Source organism: Nostoc commune NIES-4072 (assembly GCF_003113895.1).
In the GTDB taxonomy this organism is placed as follows: domain Bacteria; phylum Cyanobacteriota; class Cyanobacteriia; order Cyanobacteriales; family Nostocaceae; genus Nostoc; species Nostoc commune.
In genome coordinates this window covers 2984609-3005683 of record NZ_BDUD01000001.1, presented here as the reverse complement: position 1 = coordinate 3005683, position 21075 = coordinate 2984609, and the positions used below count along the sequence as shown (strand labels likewise).

At 43.8% G+C, this 21075-nt stretch carries 13 protein-coding genes; 11 read left to right on the top strand and 2 right to left on the bottom strand.

Features of this window, described 5'->3' with window-relative positions:
• The first annotated feature begins 3 nt into the window (after positions 1-3).
• Positions 4-1380 carry a SagB family peptide dehydrogenase gene (locus tag CDC33_RS13305; RefSeq protein WP_109008868.1) on the top strand — a complete coding sequence of 459 codons (1377 nt, stop codon included), beginning with the start codon at positions 4-6 and terminating at the stop codon, positions 1378-1380.
• A 116-nt stretch (positions 1381-1496) separates the two neighbouring features.
• Here the strand turns inward: CDC33_RS13305 and CDC33_RS13300 are convergent, their stop codons facing one another.
• Positions 1497-1838, bottom strand: a complete 342-nt coding sequence (locus CDC33_RS13300) for a Nif11-like leader peptide family natural product precursor (protein WP_109008867.1) — start codon at positions 1836-1838, stop codon at positions 1497-1499.
• A 412-nt stretch (positions 1839-2250) separates the two neighbouring features.
• Positions 2251-2577 (bottom strand): Nif11-like leader peptide family natural product precursor, encoded by a 327-nt coding sequence (locus tag CDC33_RS13295; protein WP_109008866.1) that lies wholly within the window; start codon positions 2575-2577, stop codon positions 2251-2253.
• Positions 2578-2968: 391 nt separating this feature from the next.
• Here CDC33_RS13295 and CDC33_RS13290 point away from each other — a divergent pair, with 391 nt between their 5' ends.
• From CDC33_RS13290 to CDC33_RS13225, 10 genes are all read left to right on the top strand, one after another.
• Positions 2969-6205 carry a type 2 lanthipeptide synthetase LanM family protein gene (locus CDC33_RS13290; RefSeq protein WP_109008865.1) on the top strand — a complete coding sequence of 1079 codons (3237 nt, stop codon included), beginning with the start codon at positions 2969-2971 and terminating at the stop codon, positions 6203-6205.
• A 534-nt stretch (positions 6206-6739) separates the two neighbouring features.
• On the top strand, positions 6740-7015 hold the full coding sequence (locus tag CDC33_RS13280; protein ID WP_109008863.1) for a hypothetical protein: 276 nt from the start codon (positions 6740-6742) through the stop codon (positions 7013-7015).
• Positions 7016-7469: 454 nt separating this feature from the next.
• Positions 7470-7907, top strand: coding sequence for a Nif11-like leader peptide family natural product precursor (locus tag CDC33_RS13275; RefSeq protein ID WP_109008862.1), 438 nt, complete (start codon positions 7470-7472; stop codon positions 7905-7907).
• Between the two features lie 641 nt (positions 7908-8548).
• On the top strand, positions 8549-11938 hold the full coding sequence (locus CDC33_RS13260; protein ID WP_109008859.1) for a type 2 lanthipeptide synthetase LanM family protein: 3390 nt from the start codon (positions 8549-8551) through the stop codon (positions 11936-11938).
• Between the two features lie 165 nt (positions 11939-12103).
• The gene (locus CDC33_RS13250) at positions 12104-13960 is read left to right on the top strand and encodes a Nif11-like leader peptide family RiPP precursor (protein ID WP_244919227.1); all 1857 of its coding nucleotides are present in this window, start codon (positions 12104-12106) and stop codon (positions 13958-13960) included.
• Positions 13961-14090: 130 nt separating this feature from the next.
• Positions 14091-14903: a MinD/ParA family ATP-binding protein gene (locus CDC33_RS13245; protein ID WP_109008858.1), complete on the top strand. Its 813-nt coding sequence runs from the start codon at positions 14091-14093 to the stop codon at positions 14901-14903.
• Positions 14900-16105: a DUF7005 family protein gene (locus CDC33_RS13240; protein WP_109008857.1), complete on the top strand. Its 1206-nt coding sequence runs from the start codon at positions 14900-14902 to the stop codon at positions 16103-16105. Before CDC33_RS13245 ends, CDC33_RS13240 begins: the two co-directional genes overlap by 4 nt.
• A 3-nt stretch (positions 16106-16108) precedes the next feature.
• Positions 16109-17191, top strand: a complete 1083-nt coding sequence (locus tag CDC33_RS13235; RefSeq protein ID WP_109008856.1) for a cyclic nucleotide-binding domain-containing protein — start codon at positions 16109-16111, stop codon at positions 17189-17191.
• Positions 17192-17349: 158 nt separating this feature from the next.
• Positions 17350-18795, top strand: a complete 1446-nt coding sequence (locus CDC33_RS13230; protein WP_109008855.1) for an NHLP bacteriocin system secretion protein — start codon at positions 17350-17352, stop codon at positions 18793-18795.
• Positions 18782-21073 (top strand): NHLP family bacteriocin export ABC transporter peptidase/permease/ATPase subunit, encoded by a 2292-nt coding sequence (locus tag CDC33_RS13225; protein WP_109008854.1) that lies wholly within the window; start codon positions 18782-18784, stop codon positions 21071-21073. The genes CDC33_RS13230 and CDC33_RS13225 overlap by 14 nt, the downstream gene beginning before the upstream one ends.
• The last annotated feature ends 2 nt before the right edge of the window (positions 21074-21075 follow it).

Sequence of the window (21075 nt, the reverse complement as noted above, 5' to 3'; positions counted from 1 at the left end):
GATATGTCCGAAGCTTTTACCCTCTCCTTCAGAAAGGACATTTCTCTAGTCGAATTACCGCAAAATAAGGAAATTATTCTCCAAAGCAGTACGCGCAAATTGACATTTTCTCAACCTGCCTCTGGCTTGCGAGTAACTTTGAAAACTCTCTACGGTATTGGAGGCACTGCGGTTGAACTCAAACAACTGGTGCAGCAAGCTGATGGAATTTATGGAATGCTCAAGTTTCATTCCTATTTGCAAAAATTCATCAGTTTAGGCTGGATTTGTCATTCAGTCTTACCTTTTGCCACTGCTGTCCCTCAATGCGAGTACGAGTTTTCTGCCCCAGTTGTAAATTGGCAAGAACATTTCACCTTGTCTCGCTTTGCCTATCTCCACCAAGTAGAAGGGCAAATGGTATTAGAATCACCCTTGTCCAAAGCCAAAGTCATTTTACCAGATTGGCGTGGTGTAGCAATAGTTGCAAAGCTATCTCAACCTCAATCTTGTAGTAATTTAGTATCAGAAATTCCTGGCATCACACTAGAGATTGCTCAACAATTTCTCTACTTACTTTTGGCTAGCCAAATGTTATCACAAGAAACATACAAAGAGGTTCAAAATACTACTCTCGCTCAATGGGATTTTCATGATTTACTCTTCCATACCCGTAGCCGTCAGGGAAGACATACCAATCCTACCGGGGGTACTTATCGTTTCTTAGGAAAAATAGAGCCGCAACCAGTTGTAAAACCCCCAATGTCAAAAACTGTGATTCAACTGTATCAACCCAATATTGAACGCCTTAAAACTACTGATATTCCCTTGACAGATGTTTTGGAAGAAAGACGTTCAATCAGAAATTATCACTCTTCTCCTATTACTGCGCAACAGTTAGGAGAGTTTCTCTATCGCAGTGCCAGAGTCAAAAACCTCAATGGAGAATACAGCAGCCGTCCTTATCCATCTGGGGGTGGGTTGTACGAACTGGAACTTTATCCTGTTATCAATACATGTGATGGGATTAGTTCAGGACTGTATTACTACAATCCCCTAGCACATCAACTAGAACGGCTTTGTGAGAGAACCAAGGATGTAGAAGCACTGTTCAAGGATGCTTGGGGAGCCAGTGGGCAGCAGGATATGCCACAGGTTTTGATTGTTTTCACTGCCCGATTTCAACGGTTGTCATGGAAATATGAAGCGATCGCCTATTCACTGATCCTCAAGCACGTTGGCGTTTTGTACCAAACTATGTACCTGGTAGCAACTGCCATGAATCTTGCTCCTTGCGCTCTAGGTTCAGGTAATGCCGATTTATTTGCCAAAGCAGCACTCACTGATTACTACGCTGAATCATCGGTGGGAGAATTTATGTTGGGTAGTAAGTCAATGTAGTAAGTTGAGTGCCACAAGATTGAATGTAGAAAATCCCTTTCCTTAACTTACGTTAGGAAAGGGAAAAAAGTATTGTTTGGCTAAATTTAGCAAACTTTAAGGTATATCCTTTTCATTTAACTATTTTGTTCAGCGATGTGGGTTGCTACTTTGGTTGCTCCTCCGACTACAGGACCAATAAGTGTTCCAATCAGAGCAGGAGTACAGAATCCACCCGCAACAGCTTCTAGTTCCTCTTCATTCAGTTCTCCTGCATTTTGTCTTTGTTGAAATTCGCTCTGGCGGTTCTGAATTTCTGCCTGAAGTTCATCGGGAGTAAATTGATAACCGTGTTTGGCAGCCAAATTGGTAGCAGCTTGTAGGTCATTTCCTGCTTCTAAGGCTTTAGCGAACTCCTGTTGAAGTTGTGGTTCTTCAGTGACTTTTTGCAAGAATTGATTAACAGCTTCTGTGGTCATAACAGAAATCTCCTTAACTTGTACTCTTCTAATTTATTAGGAAATATTCAAAAAATCAATTTGTAAAACTCAGATTAATTTAGTAATATTTCAACAATTATTTTGGTAAGTTTTTCAAAAAAATCAGGTTTTTTCAGCATTAATTTAATATTTTAATAATTAGAGATAGCAGATAAAAAAATATTATTACAATGCTAAAATTAGACTAAATCCTATTTTTACAATTTTCTTGGAAAACAACATTTAATTTAGTGACGTGTCGTCAGTGGGAAAATTTATCTTGGGTAGTAAGTCAATGTGTAAGTTGAGTGCCACAAGATTGAATGTAGAAAATCCCTTTCATAACGCAAGTTAAGGAAAGGGAAGAAAGTATTGTTCGGCTAAATTTAGCAAACTTTAAGGTGTATCCTTTTTAATTTTCAGTGAGCTTAGTTACTAAATTGGCTCCTCCTATGGTTGCACCAACTATTCCTATGACAGGAGTACACAATCCGCCTGCGACAGCTTCTAGTTCCTCCTCATTCAGTTGTCCTGCATCTTGTCTTTGTTGAAATTCGCTCTGGCGGTTCTGAATTTCTGCCTGAAGTTCATCGGGAGTAAATTGATAACCGTGTTTGGCAGCCAAATTGGTAGCAGCTTGTAGGTTATTTCCTGCTTCTAGGGCTTTAGCGAACTCCTGTTGAAGTTGTGGTTCTTCAGTGACTTTTTGCAAGAATTGATTAACAGCTTGTGTACTCATAACAGAAATCTCCTTAACTTTGACATTTCTAATCTATTAAAAAATATTCAAGAAGTCAATTCATAAAACTCAGATTAATTCAGGAGTATTTTTAATACTTAACTTGGTAAATTATTCAGAAAAATTTAGTTTTTTCCAGTAAATTTTCATAAAAATAATAACTAACCTAAATAAACAACAATACATTAATTACAATATTATAAAGGAATAGACTAAATCTGATTTTTGCAACCTTATTTAAAAACAACATATAATTTAGAGTCCTGCCGAAATTACGTCTCTACAAAAAAGGTGGTTTTCAGGTGTAGGTTTGGTATTAAAAGATGAAAATAGTCAATTTCCCTTTGTAAAGTTGCATTTGTATTTAATAGTATTGTGTAAACAATCGCTTATGTCACCACATAATTACACCTTAAATCTGACATCACTTGTTGCTAAAGCTAGTACTCTAACAGAACGTTTAAATAATTCTTCTCTTCCTCAAGTCACTGACAAAGATGAAACACAGATTTCAGAACGCTTAGAGCGATGGTGTCAGGTTGTGGCTCAGGGCAAATTAGCCAAATTCCAGAGGCGTTTAGCGTGTCTTGGATTAGACATTGACACTATTCGCCCTCTGTTGGTTAATGCTTACTCTAATGAGCAGCAACCCCTACCCTCATGGGCAACTACTCTCGAACAGGTAATCCAGACTGCACAGAACTTTGCAAACAAGCATTGGTATCCTTACCGTTACTTGAACCCAGAAAAGCCGATTCCCTTTGAGCCAATCTATGTTCCCTGCTTGCAAGTAGCAACACAACTACTTTTGGCACAAGTAGGCGATCGCTTAAAATTACTGACAGACAGTGCAATGGCAGCGTTAGAGCGAGAGCTTGTGTTACAACTTAGCGTTTTGTGTTCTTCGACTCTGATGGAGGAATTCTCAACATTTCGCTCATCGGGAAACGCCGTGCGCGACTTCTTATTACTCTGCGTCAAGAGTCCTAACAGCAAGGAAAAGTACTATGCCTTTATCGATCAATTATTTCAAGATGGCTTACTGTCCTTATTTCAGGAATATAGTGTCTTGGGACGACTAGTAGCCACTGCAATTGATTTCTGGGTAGAAGCCACCACCGAATTCCTCAACTCATTAGCAACAGACTGGTCTGATATAGAGCAATGCTTCGGGGGAGACACACCATTAAAGCAAGTTGTGGCGGTAAAACCAGGCTTGTCAGATCCCCACAATCGGGGAAGATCTGTGATTGCTCTCACTTTTGACACGGGAATGCAATTAGTTTACAAACCCAAAGATTTTGGCTTAGATGTTGCCTATTATAATTTTCTGGAATGGTGCAACAGCCACACTACCCTTTTACCCTTCAAAGTTATCCAAGTCCTGAACCGTTCTACCTACGGTTGGGTGGAATATGTGGAATCGCAGCCTTGTGAAGATGAAAGCGCTGTTCGACGCTTCTACGAACGCTCAGGAATGTTGCTGTGCCTAATCCACACCTTAGAAGGGACAGACTGCCACTCTGGAAACTTAATTGCCAATGGAGAACAGCCAGTATTAGTGGATCTAGAAACCCTATTGCATCATCGAAATAAAAGTATGGGTTCGAGCGAGTCTGATGCGACAATGTTGGTAGAAAAGCAGCTAGCGGAATCAGTATTACGTACCTGGATTCTACCCCAGTGGGGCATATCCCAAAATGACCAGTTAACAGTCGATCTTAGTGGCTTGGGAGGAGTTGAGGAGCAGAAGGTGTTGGCTACTCGTATACAAAACATCAACACAGATGCGATGAATTTGGGTTATGAAACAGTTGTCCTCAAGGAAGCCAATGTGCCGACAATCAGAGGGATTTCTCTTTCCCCAGACGATTACTTAGAAGATTTGGTAGCGGGATTCGAGCAGATGTACCGCCTGCTGTTTTCCCATCAAGCAGTTCTCTTAGCCCCAACAAGTCCCTTGATGATTCTGGCACATCAGAAAGTCCGGTATGTGTTTCGCTCTACCAGAATTTATCATCGTATTCTACAAAACTCTTATGCTCCAAGTTTGTTGCGATTTGGTATTGATCGCAGTATTACCCTTGATGTTTTGAGTCGAGCTTTTTTAACGTGGGAACAAAAGCCTGTTTTCTGGTCGATACTGGCAGCTGAATTACAAGCTGTGGAACAATTAGACATCCCCATATTTACTGTTTTATCCTCAAGCGATAGCCTTGAGCTACCGAAAGGTCTAATCATCCCAGAACTGTTTGAAGAACCAAGCTTCAGCCGAGTGTTGAGGCAGCTTTCAACTTTAAGTGAAGCTGACTTGGCTCAACAAATAGAAATCATCAGGGGTTCTTTCTACTCACGGTTTGTGAGGGAACCGAATCTGGTTTCTTTTCAGGTAGTTAGCACTCCTGCAAAAGAAGTAATGCCTTTGACAAAAGAACAGTTAGTGCAACAGGCAATTACTATAGCTGTAGATCTGCGACAACGTGCTATTTGCGCCGTTGATGATAGCGTTAGCTGGATAAGCTTGAAATATAGAGCTAATACCCAAGGTTTCCAGCTTCAAAGTCTGGGTGTTAGTTTATACGATGGTAGTTCTGGTGTCGCTCTATTCCTCGCAGCTTTGGCAAAAGTTACAGGTAACTCAGAGTGGCATGAGTTAGCTTTAAGAACTTTACAGCCTCTATGCAAAGTTCTTCAAGATTCAAACCCTGAAAATGCAGCGAGATTGACAAGGCAAGTAGGGATGAGTGGAACTACTGGGCTAGGTTCGATCGCCTACGCCCTCGCACAGATTAGCCAACTTCTGCAAGAACCAGCACTACTGCAAGATGCCCTTAAAGCTGCTGCCCTAATTACTCCAGATCTGATTGCTGCTGACAAATCTTTCGACATTATGGCAGGTGCAGCAGGAACAATTCTTAGTCTTTTAGCACTGCCAGCATCAACTTACTTGGAAATGGCGATCGCCTGCGGTGAGCATCTGCTTAAGCATCAAACTAATATTGACAAACGCCCTAAGGCTTGGAAAAACTCAGCAGGCAAACAACTGACTGGTTTTTCCCAAGGCGCAGCAGGAATCGCCTATGCTCTTGTGCGGTTATATGCAGTGACGCAAGATTCCCGGTTTCTTGATGCGGCGAATGAAGCGATCGCTTATGAACAAAGTGTTTTCTGTACTGAAGCTCAAAATTGGCCTGACTTGAGATATGAAGAACCTTGTTTGAGAGTAAGTTGGGCAAATGGCGCTGCTGGAATTGGATTAGGGCGATTGGGAGGATTATCCGTTTTGGATACTGTAGAAATTCGTCAGGAGATTGCTATTGCCTTAGAAACCACTATAAAATTTGCGATCTCAAATGTGGATAATCTCTGCTGGGGTAATTTAGGTCGGATAGAGACTTTGCTGGTAGCCGCCCAAAAGCTAAACCGACCAGACCTTTTAGAGTTTGTTCATCAAGTAGTTACCCACATAGTAACCCAAGCCCAAGCTCAAGGTACATTTACTCTTTTCCCCGATTTACCGCCAAAAGTTTACAACCCAGGCTTTTTTCATGGCACTACTGGCATTGGTTATCAACTCTTACGAATTGCCTATCCTACTTTGTTGCCCTCTGTTTTATTATGTGAATGAAAAGGTGGTTGTGACGGTGGGATGATTTATCTTTGAAAAACATCTAGAGATGTGAAAATTCGCGTCTCTACAAAATAATTCAGGCAACGCAGAATTAATTTTTGCAAATGTCTCTTGGGAATCCCTAATCTAAATCTGCTGGTTGCGAAACTTTCTTCTTCGCTTCGTCTATAGCTTTCTTCGTTTTGAGCGTCAGCTTTAACCAAGCTTTTTGAGCCTTCTAAAAAGAGCGGCAAATTCAGCAGGACTGTGAAGATTTAGCGGGAAAAATCAGGTCAACTCCTAGACTTTAACTCTTACTTTTAAATCATGAATTATTCTAAGTTTTTTAGCTATGAATCATGAATTATTCTGAGTTTTTTAGCTGGAAATACTCGATAGACTTGAGTTAGTACTCTTGAAACAAACACGGCAGTTCGATAGTTTGATTTAAGGAGTACAACCCTTAGAACAGCTGCAATAAAACGATGAAATCAAAGCAAGTTGTTCTTTGAACATTGTTCAATTCGTTAAATCTCAACAAAGAGGAACATTATGGACAACAATCATGAAATTGAAAACCAAGACATGCGTCCTAGCACAATGCCCGATGACAGTGCATTAGCCAACCTGCCAGGGGAAGAACTATCGGAGCAAAACTTGGATGCTGTCTCTGGGGGAACCCCTCTTTCGATGCTAACACAAGGACTTAGCACGATAGAGGAACTAAACCAAGCACCCCCTCCTATTGAGAACATACCTGGGCCGGCCGGAGATATAGTGGAACTACCGGATGCAGTAGGCAACATGGTCGATAATGTCTTTGGATGACACTTAAGCTACTTCTATGACTTGAGGCGTTCTGATACTTGACACTGCGACCAAGGTAATGCCCTTTAAGTAGCGATCGCCGATCTTACCTCGACAAACTCCCACAACTTTGCTATTTACTTGTCAGAGTTGTGGGAGTTTACTCGCTTTACAAATGTTTGCTTATAGAACACTAATTCATTAATAAAACACAAGACTGATAAACTCTGTTTTAATGTCTTTTACAACAAAATGTTCCTTGCTGAAACCTAATAAAACAGGTTTTTTTGTCATAATTCAGATTACTAAATCGGTGTTATATCGGATTTTGTGGTCTACCTGTTTTAACAGGTATTTTCAAACTGTTGATACAGCTTTAAACTGCCACCAATTAATTACTGAATTTTTCTAAATATTTCTATATTGTTCTAATTAGTAATGCCGTCTATATTGATAACAGTTGACAAACAAAACGATGTTGTCAACCGTAGTTTTCCAAAAAAAACTACGACAACAAGGAGTATTCATCATGGCTGAAAAAATGATGCAAGAAAGTATACAGCAGTTTTTCCAAATGGCATCTCAAGACCAAGAGTTGCAATCAAAGCTGAAAGCAGCGCCGAACCGTGAAGCTTATATAAGCTTGGTTGTGGAGCTGGGTAAAGAGAAAGGCTACAGTTTCACCAGCGCTCAAGTAGGGAGCGCACTTGACACCGCAGCTAAAGAAGCAGTGGAAAATGGTGAGGAAGCTTCACAGCTATTAGAGGAGGAGTTAGATGCTGTGGCCGGGGGCACTAACAATCCGCCTCCGCCGAATCCGCCGACGCCGCCACCTACACCTCCGGCAGGCACAGGTGGTAATACCATGGCAATTTGCTGCATCGTAAACGTAGTCGATGATATATTCGATTAGGACTTACGCAAACAATTGCCAAAACCCTGATTTTCAGGTAGGGTCAATTCATAAATTGCCCCAGAGCGCCTGTAGTTTTGCATAAGTCCTATTGATGATTGACAACTAACTACAATAGCTGCATCATACACCATTTCAAACGAGTTCTCAGGCCCAATTGCGCCTGGATAAATTTTGGCATCACATGCATAACTTCCGGGCGTTCTGATACCTGGCACGCCTACGAGAGTTGTAACTAACTGGTCAACAAGAAAGGCAGCTATGCTGAGGCTATCGGGCAGGAGATAAGCCTTCTGTCCGATGCACAATCCTTCTGGGAGCCCTTAGTGCCCAAGGGTTTGATTCCCCTACTGAAACCAAACATTTCCATGATACCTAAATGCTAATAGTCTGAATCTACGGTGTTGACTTTCTAAGAAAGTAGCTGGAAGTTTTTCATACAGGTTTTGTGTCGTTAATTTGTGGACAAAAACCGCATTTAATAAGGCTTTCATCCTTATACTTTGAGACATAAATTTTGCCTGAAAAATTATTACCTCAAAACCCGAGAGAGTCAACACCTTAGTCTGAATTCCCTACCAAATTCTTCCCTTCAGCATAGCTACTTTCTGCCTTCTTTTCAAACCATCATCCATATTACAATGACGAAATCCGACATAGCACAGATTGTTGCCTTCGCCAGCTCTCTATATGAACGTCTCAGCAATGGATTGTTCGGGGTTGACGCAGACCAAATGAGCGAACAGCAGGCGATTGATGAGCGCATAGCGCACTGGTGTCAGGTGGTTGCCCAAGGGAACTGGGAAAAATTCCAGAAGCGGCTCTTGTGGGATGGGTTGGATATTGATGAAGTGCGTCATGCCTTAGGCTCGGTGCATCTGGCTGAAGTCTACCCATTGCCAAGCTGGGCAGAAATTTTGAGTGAGATTATTCAAACTGGCACAGACTTTAGCTTGCACCCAGACGCTACTAACCCCGACAAACTCCCCATAGAGCCGAAAAATCCGCTACCCTTTGAAGACGTACTGCTGCCTGCCATCTTGGTAGCGCGGCAGAAATTACTCACAAGTCTTGGTTGTGCTTCATTATACTCAAACCATCTTCTCCTGGAACTGCTCTCTTTTGCAGCTTACCTGAGTTTAGAACGCAGCTTGCTCCAACAATTGGTGAATCTGTGTACGAAAACCTTGGAATTGGAATTTTCCTGTTTTCGTCCTCTAGGACACAACTTGTTTAACTTGCTGGTAAAAGAGCCAACAGGCAGCCAGAGCAAGGCTCATTACAACGCCTTCGTGCAGAAACTCCTGCAAGATGGGCTGCTGGCTTTTTTCCAGAAATATCCAGTGCTTGGCAGGTTAGTTGCAACTGCAATTGATTTGTGGGTGGAAGCGATGGTAGAGTTTGTGCAACGCCTCAAAACTGATAAAGCTGAAATTCAGCAACTGTTCCTACCAAAGCAAGGGAGTAAAGGGGCAGAGGCTGATCGGGAGGAATTTCGCTCTTCCTTGTCTTCTCCATACCCTGATTCCCAGTTAGGAAAAGTTATTGAAATCCGCCCAAATCTATCTGACCCTCACAATCGGGGACGCTCTGTGATTGTGATCGAGTTTGAGTCTGGGCTAAAGCTAGTCTACAAACCCAAAAACTTAGGCTTAGAAGTGGCCCATAACCAGTTTCTAGACTGGTGCAATCAGCATGGCGTGCCTTTACCTTTTAAAGTGCTTAAAGTGAGCGATCGCCAAACTTATGGCTGGGTGGAATATGTCGAGCAACTGCCGATTGAGGATGCACTTGCAGCGCAGCGCTTCTATCAACGGGCAGGAATGCTGCTGTACGTTCTGTATCTCCTGCAAGGGACTGACTGCCACCACGAGAATTTAATTGCCTGCGGTGAACATCTAGTGCTGGTTGACATGGAAACCCTAATGCACCATGAGGCGAGTGAGTTCGCCGACTCACTCGAAGCGACAGGGGCTATTACTGCTGCTCAACAGCTGTTTGACTCGGTCCTCCGCAGTGGGCTACTGCCGCGCTGGAAATTTATCAAAGATAACCTCATGGTCTATGATGGCAGCGGCTTGGGCAGTGTTAGCCCACAAGCCACCGCTTTGATGGAGCGATGGAAGTCTGTCAATACGGATGATATGCACAAGAGGTTTGAGAAGACTACATTCCCAAGCAAGGCAAATGAAGCCATTTTAAATGGAGTTGCCCTATCACCTAACAACTACATCAATGAGTTAGTCGAAGGGTTTGAGCAGATGTATCACTTCCTAATAGCGCAGCGCTCAACACTACTTTTGGCTAATGGCCCTTTGGCAAAGCTGCAAGCACAGCAAGTGCGGTTTGTTTTCCGCGCCACTCGGGTTTATAGCGTAGTTTTAGAAAACAGTCTTGCCCCCGAATTCCTGCAAAATGGGGTAGACCGCAGCATTGAACTAGATATCCTCAGTCGAGCTTTTCTCACAGGTGAGGATAAGCCCAAAGCTTGGCCGATTTTGCGATCAGAACTGAGGGCAATGGAGCAGCTAGATATTCCCTACTTTGGAGCCAAATCCAACAGTGATGACTTGACCGTTGGGCTAGAACAACCGATTGAACGGTATTTTAAAGAATCAAGTCACAGCCAGGTCCTGAAGCGGCTGCGAGTGCTTAATGAGACAGATTTAGTGCAGCAAGTGGGGATTATTCAGGGCGCTTTTTATGCTAAGATGGCGCACAATAGATCAACTAAGCAGGCTAAAGCAGCCAACACATCCTCTGCTACTAGTGTTGATTTCTCAGACATTAGACTTTTGAGTGCCGAACAGTTGCTCTACTCAGCGCAAGCAATTGCTCAGTCAATCCAGGAACGAGCCATTAGGGAAGCCGATGGCAGCGTCAGTTGGATAGGCTTTGGCTTTGTTCCCAACGCTGAACGGTTTCAACTCCAGATATTGGGTCATAGTCTCTATGATGGTAATTGCGGCATCGCTTTGTTTCTAGCAGCTTTAGAACGTATTAAGGGCGATCGCCAGTTCCGTGATTTAGCTTTGGGGGCAATACAGTCTTTACGGAAATTTATCCAAACAGCCGATGCGGATTCTGCCCAAAAATTTGTAAGGGCAATCGGGATTGGGGGCGCTTCAGGACTTGGTTCTATCATCTATTGCCTGGTCAAAATGAGCCAATTCCTTAAGGAATCGGCGCTCCTAGAAGATGCTCGGCGTGCCGCGAACCTGATTGCTCCGGAAGTCATTGCTGCGGATCGACAATTTGACGTGATGGCGGGGGCAGGGGGAGCTATTTTAGGGTTATTGGCACTTTATGACGAGACAGGAGAGCCAGCAGTTTTAGAAAAAGCGATCGCCTGCGGCCAGCATTTGCTAGCGCATCAAATTAGTGTTGATGGTTCCCCAAGAGCTTGGAAAAATTTTAAGGAGAAACCGTTAACAGGTTTTTCTCACGGGGCAGCTGGCATTGCCTATGCCCTGCTGCGACTTTATTGGGCGACGCACTTATGCGCTTACAAAGAAGCATCTGTTGAGGGAATTACCTATGAACGTAGCGTCTTTAAGACCTCTGCTGCCAACTGGCCCGACTTTCGTTCTTTTACTCAACAAAACGGTCAACCTGGGTTTATGGTCAGCTGGTGTCATGGCGCTCCTGGGATTGGCTTGGCCCGCTTAGGCAGTCTGGAGTTTTTAGACACTGAGGAAATTCGTCAAGATATCGAAGCGGCATTGCAGACTACTCACAAGTATGGCTTGCAGGGGATAGACCATCTATGCTGCGGTAACTTTGGTCGGATTGACGTGCTGTTAGTAGCTGCGAAAACTTTGCGACGAGAAGAATTGTTCAAAACTGCACACCTCCAAGCTTCTCTGGCGGTAGCACGAGCAGAACAAATAGGGGGATATCAACTGTTTGCCAACTTACCTGCTTCTGTGTTTAGCCCCAGTTTTTTCCAAGGAACTGCTGGGATTGGCTACGGACTGTTACGGTTAGCATACCCAGAGATTTTACCTTCAGTACTACTGTTGGCACTTTGAATAGTGTTTCGGATGCTCAGTCTCCGATCCTACCGCGTTCTGGTTGGCAAAACCGACGAGCCTTTTTAAAAGTTCTTGTTAAAGCAAAGCAGTCCTTGGATATGGCAGAGATTACTGCAACTCTTTGGGATTGAGGCAACTTATTTAATAGCCTCTTAAAATATTATGTCTGTTGAAAGCGCACAAGCCTTTTACGAGCGGATAGCCACGGATGAACTGTTGCAAAAGCAACTGCAAAACGCTGCCAGTGATGAGCAACGCTTAGAGATTACACTAGCTGCTGGCTATAGTTTTACACTGCCAGAATGGGAAGTTGCTTTAGCTAAAATCTCAAAGTCAGGTGATAGTATCAGTGATGCTTCTCTAGATGCGATTCTCCAAAGGAGACACTTCGTGAACGCAGGCGGAGTAAGTGCTGTCCCTTACCAGCCACCCAGCAGTGTATGGTCGGGTTTAGAGCAAATCGGCTCAATTAAACTCTTGCGTCGGTTGTTTAACCCCTCTGCCTGGTCTATTAGGACGAAACTCTCGGTAGCACTACTCTCAGTTGCCCTTATACCGATGAGCTTCACCACCTATCACAACCTCCAAGAAAGTCTCAAGAGTGCAGAAGACAGCGAATACCGCAAACTGGAACTCTTAGCCACCAGTAATGCTAGTCGCCTTGACCAGCTAATTATTGACATCCAGCGTGTTGCTGTTCAAGTCAGTACTGATAAGGATGTGGTGGGTTTTCTCGCTGCTACCATCCCTCAGAAGCAAATAGCTTTCCGCACCTCGATGCAACGAACGCTTGATAACGTCTTTCGCTCTAATCCCGACTATGATGTTGTTTACATCATAGACACAAAGGGACGCTGCGTCGCTGCCACCAATCCTACATTCATTGCTCAAAACTACGCTTTCCGCGAATACTTCCGCTTTAGCATCCAGGGACGCCCTTACGTCTCTAGCGTTCTTGTCGGTACAACGAGTGGACGACCAGGCATCTACTTCTCCAACCCTGTGCGGTCTGAAGGCGGCAAAATTGTTGGTGTAGCGGTCTTAAAAATCAAGGGAGAAGACATCTGGGCGATCGTGAATGCGTTGCAGGCTGGCTCTAAAAGCTATGCCTTCTTGATTGACGAGCGTGGGGTGATCATCAGCCACCCTGATAAATCACTGCTTTATCATAGCCTAGCCCCCTTGCCGCCAGAAAAACAAAAGCAGAGTGGGACGCTCTATGGCATTGATCAGATCAAAAGCTTGAACATTCCAGAGTTAGCAGCGATGGTAGGAGCCAAACAAACGGCTCACACTAGCTACTATTCCTCTGTTGAGCGGACACGCCAAATGATCGGCTTTGCTCCTTTACAAGAGCAACCTTGGGTGTTGGGCGTGAACAAAGCCCACGCACAGTTTGATGCTCCTTTAAATCAACTCATTTGGCAGAACAGTCGCAGCTTACTAGCAGTAGGAGCGATCGCAACAATCATCGCCTTGATTTTAGCGCGAAGTATTGCCCAACCGATTCGTACCCTGACAAAAGCAGCCCAATCCTTGGTAGAGCAGGATGATTTTGATGACCATCAGTTAGCTAAGGCATCTTACGCAAATGATGATATTGGTCAACTGGTACACGTTTTCCTGCAAATGGCTCAAGAGGTGAAAGCACGAGAACAAAAGCTCAAACAGCAAGTACTGGAATTAAACGTTGAAATTGACGAAGCGAAAAAGGCACGTCAGGTAGCTGATATCACACAAACAGATTATTTCCAGCAACTGCAACAAAAAGCGCAAACAATCAAGGGGCGATTGTCCAAAAATGATGCGCCAGAGACAGATTACTTCCAGCAGCTACAGCAAAAAGTGCAAAATCTTAAGGGTAAATCTATTAGGACTTATGCACAAGTTACGGAAGAATCAAACCACAAAGGCACAGAGGACACACAGAGAAGTCTGAGCGGCAAAAGCCAGCAATCAGAACCTCTCCCTTTGGGAGAAGGGGAAACGCCAAAGGCAAACGGGAAAAATGAAAGTTAGAGAGGTATTTTTTGTAAGTTCTATCTATAAAAGTAGCTGATTGAAGAAAGGCAGAAGGCAGAAGGTAAGAGGGTTGAAGAAATCCGCAGATAGCAACTATATCAAATTCACATAACTGGGGTATGACATTATGTCCAAAATTGTATCTATTCACTCGTTTCGTGGTGGTACGGGCAAATCAAATTTAACTGCAAACTTAGCCGCTACTATTGCGCGTCTTGGAAAACGTGTAGGTATTATTGACACCGATATTCAATCACCAGGGATTCATATTATTTTCGGTCTAGACGAAGAAAAGATGAACCGCTCCCTTAATGATTACTTATGGGGACGCTGTGTAATTAAAGATGCTGCCTACGATGTCAGTCATACTTTAAACGTGGAAGGGGAGACATCTAGAGCAAATGGCAGCCTCTACCTGATTCCTTCCAGTATCAAAGCAGGTGAAATTTCCCGTATCTTGCGCGAGGGTTATGACGTAGGCAAACTCAACGATGGCTTTGAGGATTTAATCCGCCATCTCAACCTCGACTATTTGTTGATTGATACTCACCCTGGTTTGAATGAAGAAACCTTACTAGCGATCGCTATCTCTGATATCTTAGTCGTCATCCTGCGTCCAGACCGTCAAGACTTCCAAGGTACTGCGGTAACAGTGGAGGTGGCGAAAAAATTAAACGTGGATAAAATGCTGCTAGTAGTTAATAAGGTGCTACCCGCAATGGATTTCAAAACTTTACAAGAACAGATGGAGACGACCTATGACACCCCAGTGGCTGGTATTGTGCCTCTTTCTGAAGAGATAATTCAGCTAGCCAGTAGTGATTTATTTTGCCTGCGTTACGCTGACCATCCGTTTAGCCAGACGGTGCAAGAAATTGCTCGGCAGATTGTGGATAAAGTTGAGTTAAATAAAGTATTGGTGGGAGGCGATCGCACTTGAACCAACACCAACTTCGTGCTAATGTACTTGCCGACTATGGTGCTACTGCCCAACAGACACAAGAATTGCTTGCCTACAATCAAAACACCTTTGATCACAGCTTTTCAACACTAAGAGCCAAGTTTCCGCTTCCACCCGAACCCCATGTAGCCGCCTGGGAAGAGTACGCTGTTATTGCTCAAGAGATAGGAGTCTTTCAAGCTTTATCAAGCAAGTTGGTACAGTTAAAGTTCCCCATACTCCAAGGCATCAGCCAAACCCAAGTATACCGCTTTGCTACTCGTAAGGGTATGACAGTGGATGGCATGATTGAGGCAACTGGTTTGATTTTGCAGCAACCCGAACAACTCCAGTTGATACTACATCAAAGCTTGGCTGGAGTTATCCCGGTTTTGCTCACCAGAAACCGAGAAGATTTTGTTTCTTTGGTACAGGCGTTAACAATGCGGAATGAACCCAAACCAGTCCCTGCTTCTATGGGAGCTTGTATGGTTACTGGTTTAAACAACTGGGATCGGGTTCGCCAGTATCGTCAACAATGGTCAGCTAAAAATTTTGGTAACTGCTCCGAAAGTAGTTGGTTAGAAGAATTTGGGCGACTAATCCCGCAAAAGCAGCTTTATCAAGATCGGTTGATTATTTTGAGTGACGGTTTTTATAGCAATGTTTCAGCCAGCGACATCGGACTTTTAGAACCAGAATGGTGGTGTATTTCCATGACCATTCGGCTGGAACATGAATGTACGCACTATTTCACACACCGCTTATTTGGCTCCATGCGGAATAATCTACTCGACGAACTGATTGCCGACTACAGAGGTATTGTGGCAGCTATAGGACATTATCGGGCTGATTGGTTTTTGCGTTTTCTGGGGCTGGAGTCATTTCCAGATTACCGAGAAGGAGGTAGATTGCAAAATTACCGGGGTCAACCGCCGCTTTCAGAGGGCGCATTTAAGATTCTGCAAGCATTGGTGAAGTCTGCTGCTGAGAATTTGGAACGCTTTGATGCTGAACATGGAGGCGAGTTAAGAACTCTCAATAGTCAACCGATTATGTTAATAGCTTTGACTTACTTGACATTAGAAGAATTAGCTGACTCTAAGGCGCATTCGTATATCCAAAAAATTCTAGACCAATTGCCGACAACTCTCACAGAGGGGCAAGTCGAGTATCCAGAAACTAAACTTAAATTTATATGAGTTATGACAGAAGTTCTACTTAAAGAGTTAAGTAATAGCGACATCAATTGGATGATCGCTACGGGTCGGAAAAAGGAGATCCCTGCTGGCACTATCCTTGTACAGCAAGGAAAAGCCCTCGATACCCTACATATCATACTAGATGGAACATTCACAATCTCTGTGTCACAAGCTACAAACAATCCTCTAGATCAAGCTTTTGCAGCGATGGAGGATAGCGAAACATTAGGACGAGAGATTGGTAGGTTATCAAGCGGTGAGATAGTAGGAGAAATCCCATTTCTTAATGTTCGCCCAGCCGTTACTACTGTTGAAGCTGCCCAAAAGTCAGTGGTAATATCTATTTCCCAGCAGCAATTGAGGGCAAAATTGCAGCAGGATGTTGGTTTTGCTTGCCGGTTTTATCGAGCGATCGCTATTCTACTTGCAAACAGAATTACTCAACTTGGTCATAGCAAACTTGTTAAGAACAAGACACTCAGAGATATGCTGTTTGTTTTGGAAGAATTGCATGATAGTGACATCGATTGGCTGATTGCTACAGGTACTAGCCAAAAAATTGCTGCTAACACAGTAGTTATCCGTGAGGGAGGGGCTGTAGATGCGTTGTATATCCTGCTAGATGGAACAATGACACTTTCTATTTCTGAGGATGAACGCAATCCTTTAACTCGCGCCTTTGCAGCTTTAGAGGGTGAAGAAACCACAAGCAGAGAGATAGCAAGATTATCCAAGGGCGAAATCGTCGGAGAAACAGCTTTCATTGATACCCGTTTGCCGGGAGCAACTGTTAGGGCTACTGGAGACTCGCTTGTATTGTCAATTCCTCGACAACAATTAGCAGCAAAATTACAACAAGATATAGGTTTTGCTTCTCGATTTTATCGGGTGATTGCTACCCTGCTTGCAAATCGATTACAGGAAATGTTTAGTCGGCTTGGTTATGGTAGGCGCATTTATAGCAAAGGTCAATCACTGGATGAAAATGTTGAATATGAAGATGAACTGGATGCCAATATTTTAGATAACATGGCATTGGCTGGAACCAGATTTGATTGGATGTTGAGTCGTTTGAGAAAAAATTAACTTTATTGCCAAGAAAGTTTAAGCTTTTAGGTTTTGACTTTAACATCTAAAGAAAAAAGTGTATTGTTTTCGGAGATTTTACTTTTTCAACTTTTAAATAGAACAGGTAATTTTTTCAGTCTTCAGTTCAAGCAGAAGTGATTGTCGAGGCATTTTAAATGGTCGAACAAAATCAAAATTTATTCCGAAAAGAGTCATTAGAGCGTTTATCTTCACCTGAAAGGCTAGACCAACTAATGCAAGTAGTCAGTCCTAAAAGCTGGCTGCCTTTAACAGCTTTGGGTTCCTTGGTAGCAGTTGCCGTGGTCTGGAGTATCTATGGACGGATTCCCATCACTGTAGAAGGTCAAGGGGTACTAATTTATCCACGCAACGTTTTGCCGTTGCAATCGAAAGGTGCAGGGCAGTTACTTGCTCTAAATGTCAATGTTGGAGATGTGGTCAAAAAGGGAGATGTACTAGCAACAGTTGACCAAGTTGATCTGCGTAAGCAATTACAACTAGCGCGAGCTAAACTAGTCCAACTAGAGGATCAGGATCGCAACGCTAGTTTGTTACAAGGGCAGCGTCAGCAGCTTGATACAAAAGCAATCCAAGAGCAACGCTCAACTCTTGAGCAAAGACTCAAGATTGTGCAGGATTTGACACCCGTGTTGAGGGAGAAAGGGCTAGTGTCTATTGGGCGCGATCGCCTCAACTTACAACGACGTTTACAAACACTCCAAGGGCTACTTCCTACTCACAAAAAGAGATTAGAAAACCGCCAGAAGCTTTTAAAAGAAGGGGCGATTCCTGATGATGTGGTCTTAGAAGCACGGCAACAATACGACGATGCGCGTGCAAGTATTGATGAAGCACAATCTCAGTTGAAACAATTAGACCTTAAGGAAGCAGACGCACAACAGCAATATCTTTCAAATCTGAACGAAATCAAAAACATTCAAGCCCAATTGCAAGAACAAAACAGTAAAGTAGCAACTCTGGCTCAAGAAGACCTACAAACTGCAACTACCCGCAAAAATGAGATTCAAGAAGTCAAGCGAGAGATTGCCAGACTAGAACAACAATTAGGCAATAACAGCCAGATTATCTCTCAACACTCAGGACGTATTCTCGAAATCACTGTGACAACAGGGCAAGTGATTGATGCCGGAACCCGTTTAGGCAGTATAGATGCAGAAAATCCATCTAGCAAAATGGTTGGTATCACCTATTTCCCGGTTGGAGAAGGCAAGAAAATTCAACCAGGTATGACGCTGCAAATTACACCCCAAACCGTGAAGCGGGAACGCTTTGGCGGTATTGTCGGTAAGATTACCACTGTCTCACCATTTCCCATTACCAGAGAAGCAGCCGCTAGTGTAGTGGGTAATCCCGAAGTAGTGACAGGTCTAGTGGGTGAGAAGCAAGAGGCACTTATTCAAGTCTTTGCTGACTTGCAGCCAGATTCTACCACTTTTAGCGGTTACAAATGGTCTTCATCCAATGGGCCGCAGCTAAAAATCTCTTCTGGAACGACTACATCTGTGCGAGTCAAGGTAGAAGAGCGAGCGCCAATCACATTCGTTTTACCTATTCTGAGGTCTGTCAGTGGTATCTACTAATTTTTCATTAGTGACACCGATTAATCTTTTGCAGTACCTGCAAAACCTGCTGAAAAATCCTCTTAAGCGGGTAAAGACACCCACGCTTTTGCAAATGGAGGCAGTGGAATGCGGTGCCGCAGCTTTAGGAATTATTTTGGGTTACTATGGTCGGATTGTGCCTCTGCCAGAACTGCGTCGAGAGTGTGGAGTCTCCCGCGATGGTAGCAAAGCTTCTAACGTCCTCAAAGCTGCCAAAAGCTATGGACTCCTTGCAAAAGGCTTTAAAAAGGAACTGGATCAACTTCCAGAGTTAAGCCCTCCCTATATTGTGTTCTGGAACTTCAACCACTTTTTGGTAGTAGAAGGATTTAGTTCTAGTTGGGTCTATATTAATGACCCAGGTACGGGACCACGAAAGGTATCCCGGCAGGAGTTTGACGAGGGGTATACCGGAGTGGTGCTGGTCATGGAACCAGGGCCGGAGTTCACCAAAGGGGGCCGTAAACCCAGCCTAATTTTATCACTATGGTCACGGCTACGGGGTGCTACTGGTGTCTTAATTTACTGTCTGATAGCAGGATTTTTGTTAACACTTATCGGGCTGGCAGTACCAGTATTTAGTCAAGTGTTTGTAGACGAAATCCTGGTGCAAAGACGGCAGCACTGGTTGCGTCCGTTGTTATTAGCAATGGCGATCGCAGTAGTCCTCCAAGGAGTATTAACACTGCTGCGGTTGCGCTATCTACGCCGCTTGAAAGTCAAGCTGTCTGTGGGAATGTCCAGCCGTTTTCTCTGGCACATCCTGCGATTACCCGTTAGTTTTTATGCTCAACGGTTCGCGGGTGAAATTAGTAACCGTACCAGTCTCAACGACCAAGTGGCTGATGTGCTTTCAGGGCGATTGGCGACTACAGTTATCGATGCAGTAATGGTGATTTTTTACGCCTTAGTCATGCTTCAATATGACTGGGTACTGACTTTGGTTGTAGCTAGTTTTGCTGCTGTAAATGTCTTAACTTTGCAGTGGATATCCCGTCAGCGCGTCGATGCTAATCAGCGATTAATCCAAGAGTATGGTAAAGCTGCGGGTGCATCGATAGCGGCTCTCCAAAGTATAGAAACTCTCAAAGCATCAGGGTTAGAATCAGATTTCTTTTCGCGGTGGTCAGGGTACTACACCAAGGCGATTAATTCTCAGCAAGAACTGGAGGTGACAAACCAAACTTTCTCAATATTGCCTACACTTTTGTCTTCACTCTCATCAATGGCTTTATTGGTTGTAGGTGGTTTACGAGTGATGGATGGACACCTCAGCATCGGAATGCTTATAGCATTTCAAGGACTGATGCAGAGCTTTTTGCTACCTGTTAATAATCTTGTGAACTTCGGTAGCACCCTCCAGGAAATGGAGGGCAATTTGATTCGCCTAGATGATGTGTTGGATAACCCGATTGATGGAGCAGAGGGAGCAGGGGAGCAGGGGAGCAGGGGAGCAGGGGAAGCAGGGGAAGCAGGGGAAGCAGGGGAAGAAAAAATCTCTTTGTCTTCCTCATCTCCTCTGCCTAGATTACAGGGGTACGTCGAATTAGAGAATGTCACATTTGGCTATAGCCGTTTAGATCCGCCTCTGATTGAAAACTTTAGCCTCTCAGTCAAGCCTGGACAACGAGTAGCTCTAGTAGGCGGGAGTGGCTCTGGCAAGTCTACTGTTGCCAAACTGGTAAGCGGACTCTACGAACCTTGGTCGGGAGAAATTTGCTTTGATGGTCAACCTAGAAAGCAGATTCCGCAATCGATATTAACTAATTCTGTCGCTTTGGTGGAGCAAGATATTTTGATGTTTGGCGGAACTGTCAGGGAAAATTTGACTTTATGGGATACTACGGTACCAGATAAAAATCTAGTGCGGGCTAGTAAAGATGCTGCCATTGATGATGTAATTTTCTCCATGTCTGGCGGATTTGATGCCCAACTAATTGAAGGAGCCGCCAATTTAAGTGGAGGTCAACGACAGCGATTAGAAATAGCCCGCGCCTTAGTTAACAATCCTTCAATCCTGATTATGGATGAAGCTACCAGCGCCCTAGATTCCGAGACGGAAAAAATTATTGACCAAAATCTGCGGCGACGTGGGTGTACCTGCCTAATTGTTGCACACCGATTAAGCACGATTCGCGACTGTGATGAAATCATCGTCCTTGAACGGGGAAAGGTGGTGCAACGAGGTACTCACGAGGAATTGTGGCAAGTAGAGGGGGTGTACTCACGGTTAATTAGTAGTGAAGAGGGAGCTTAATT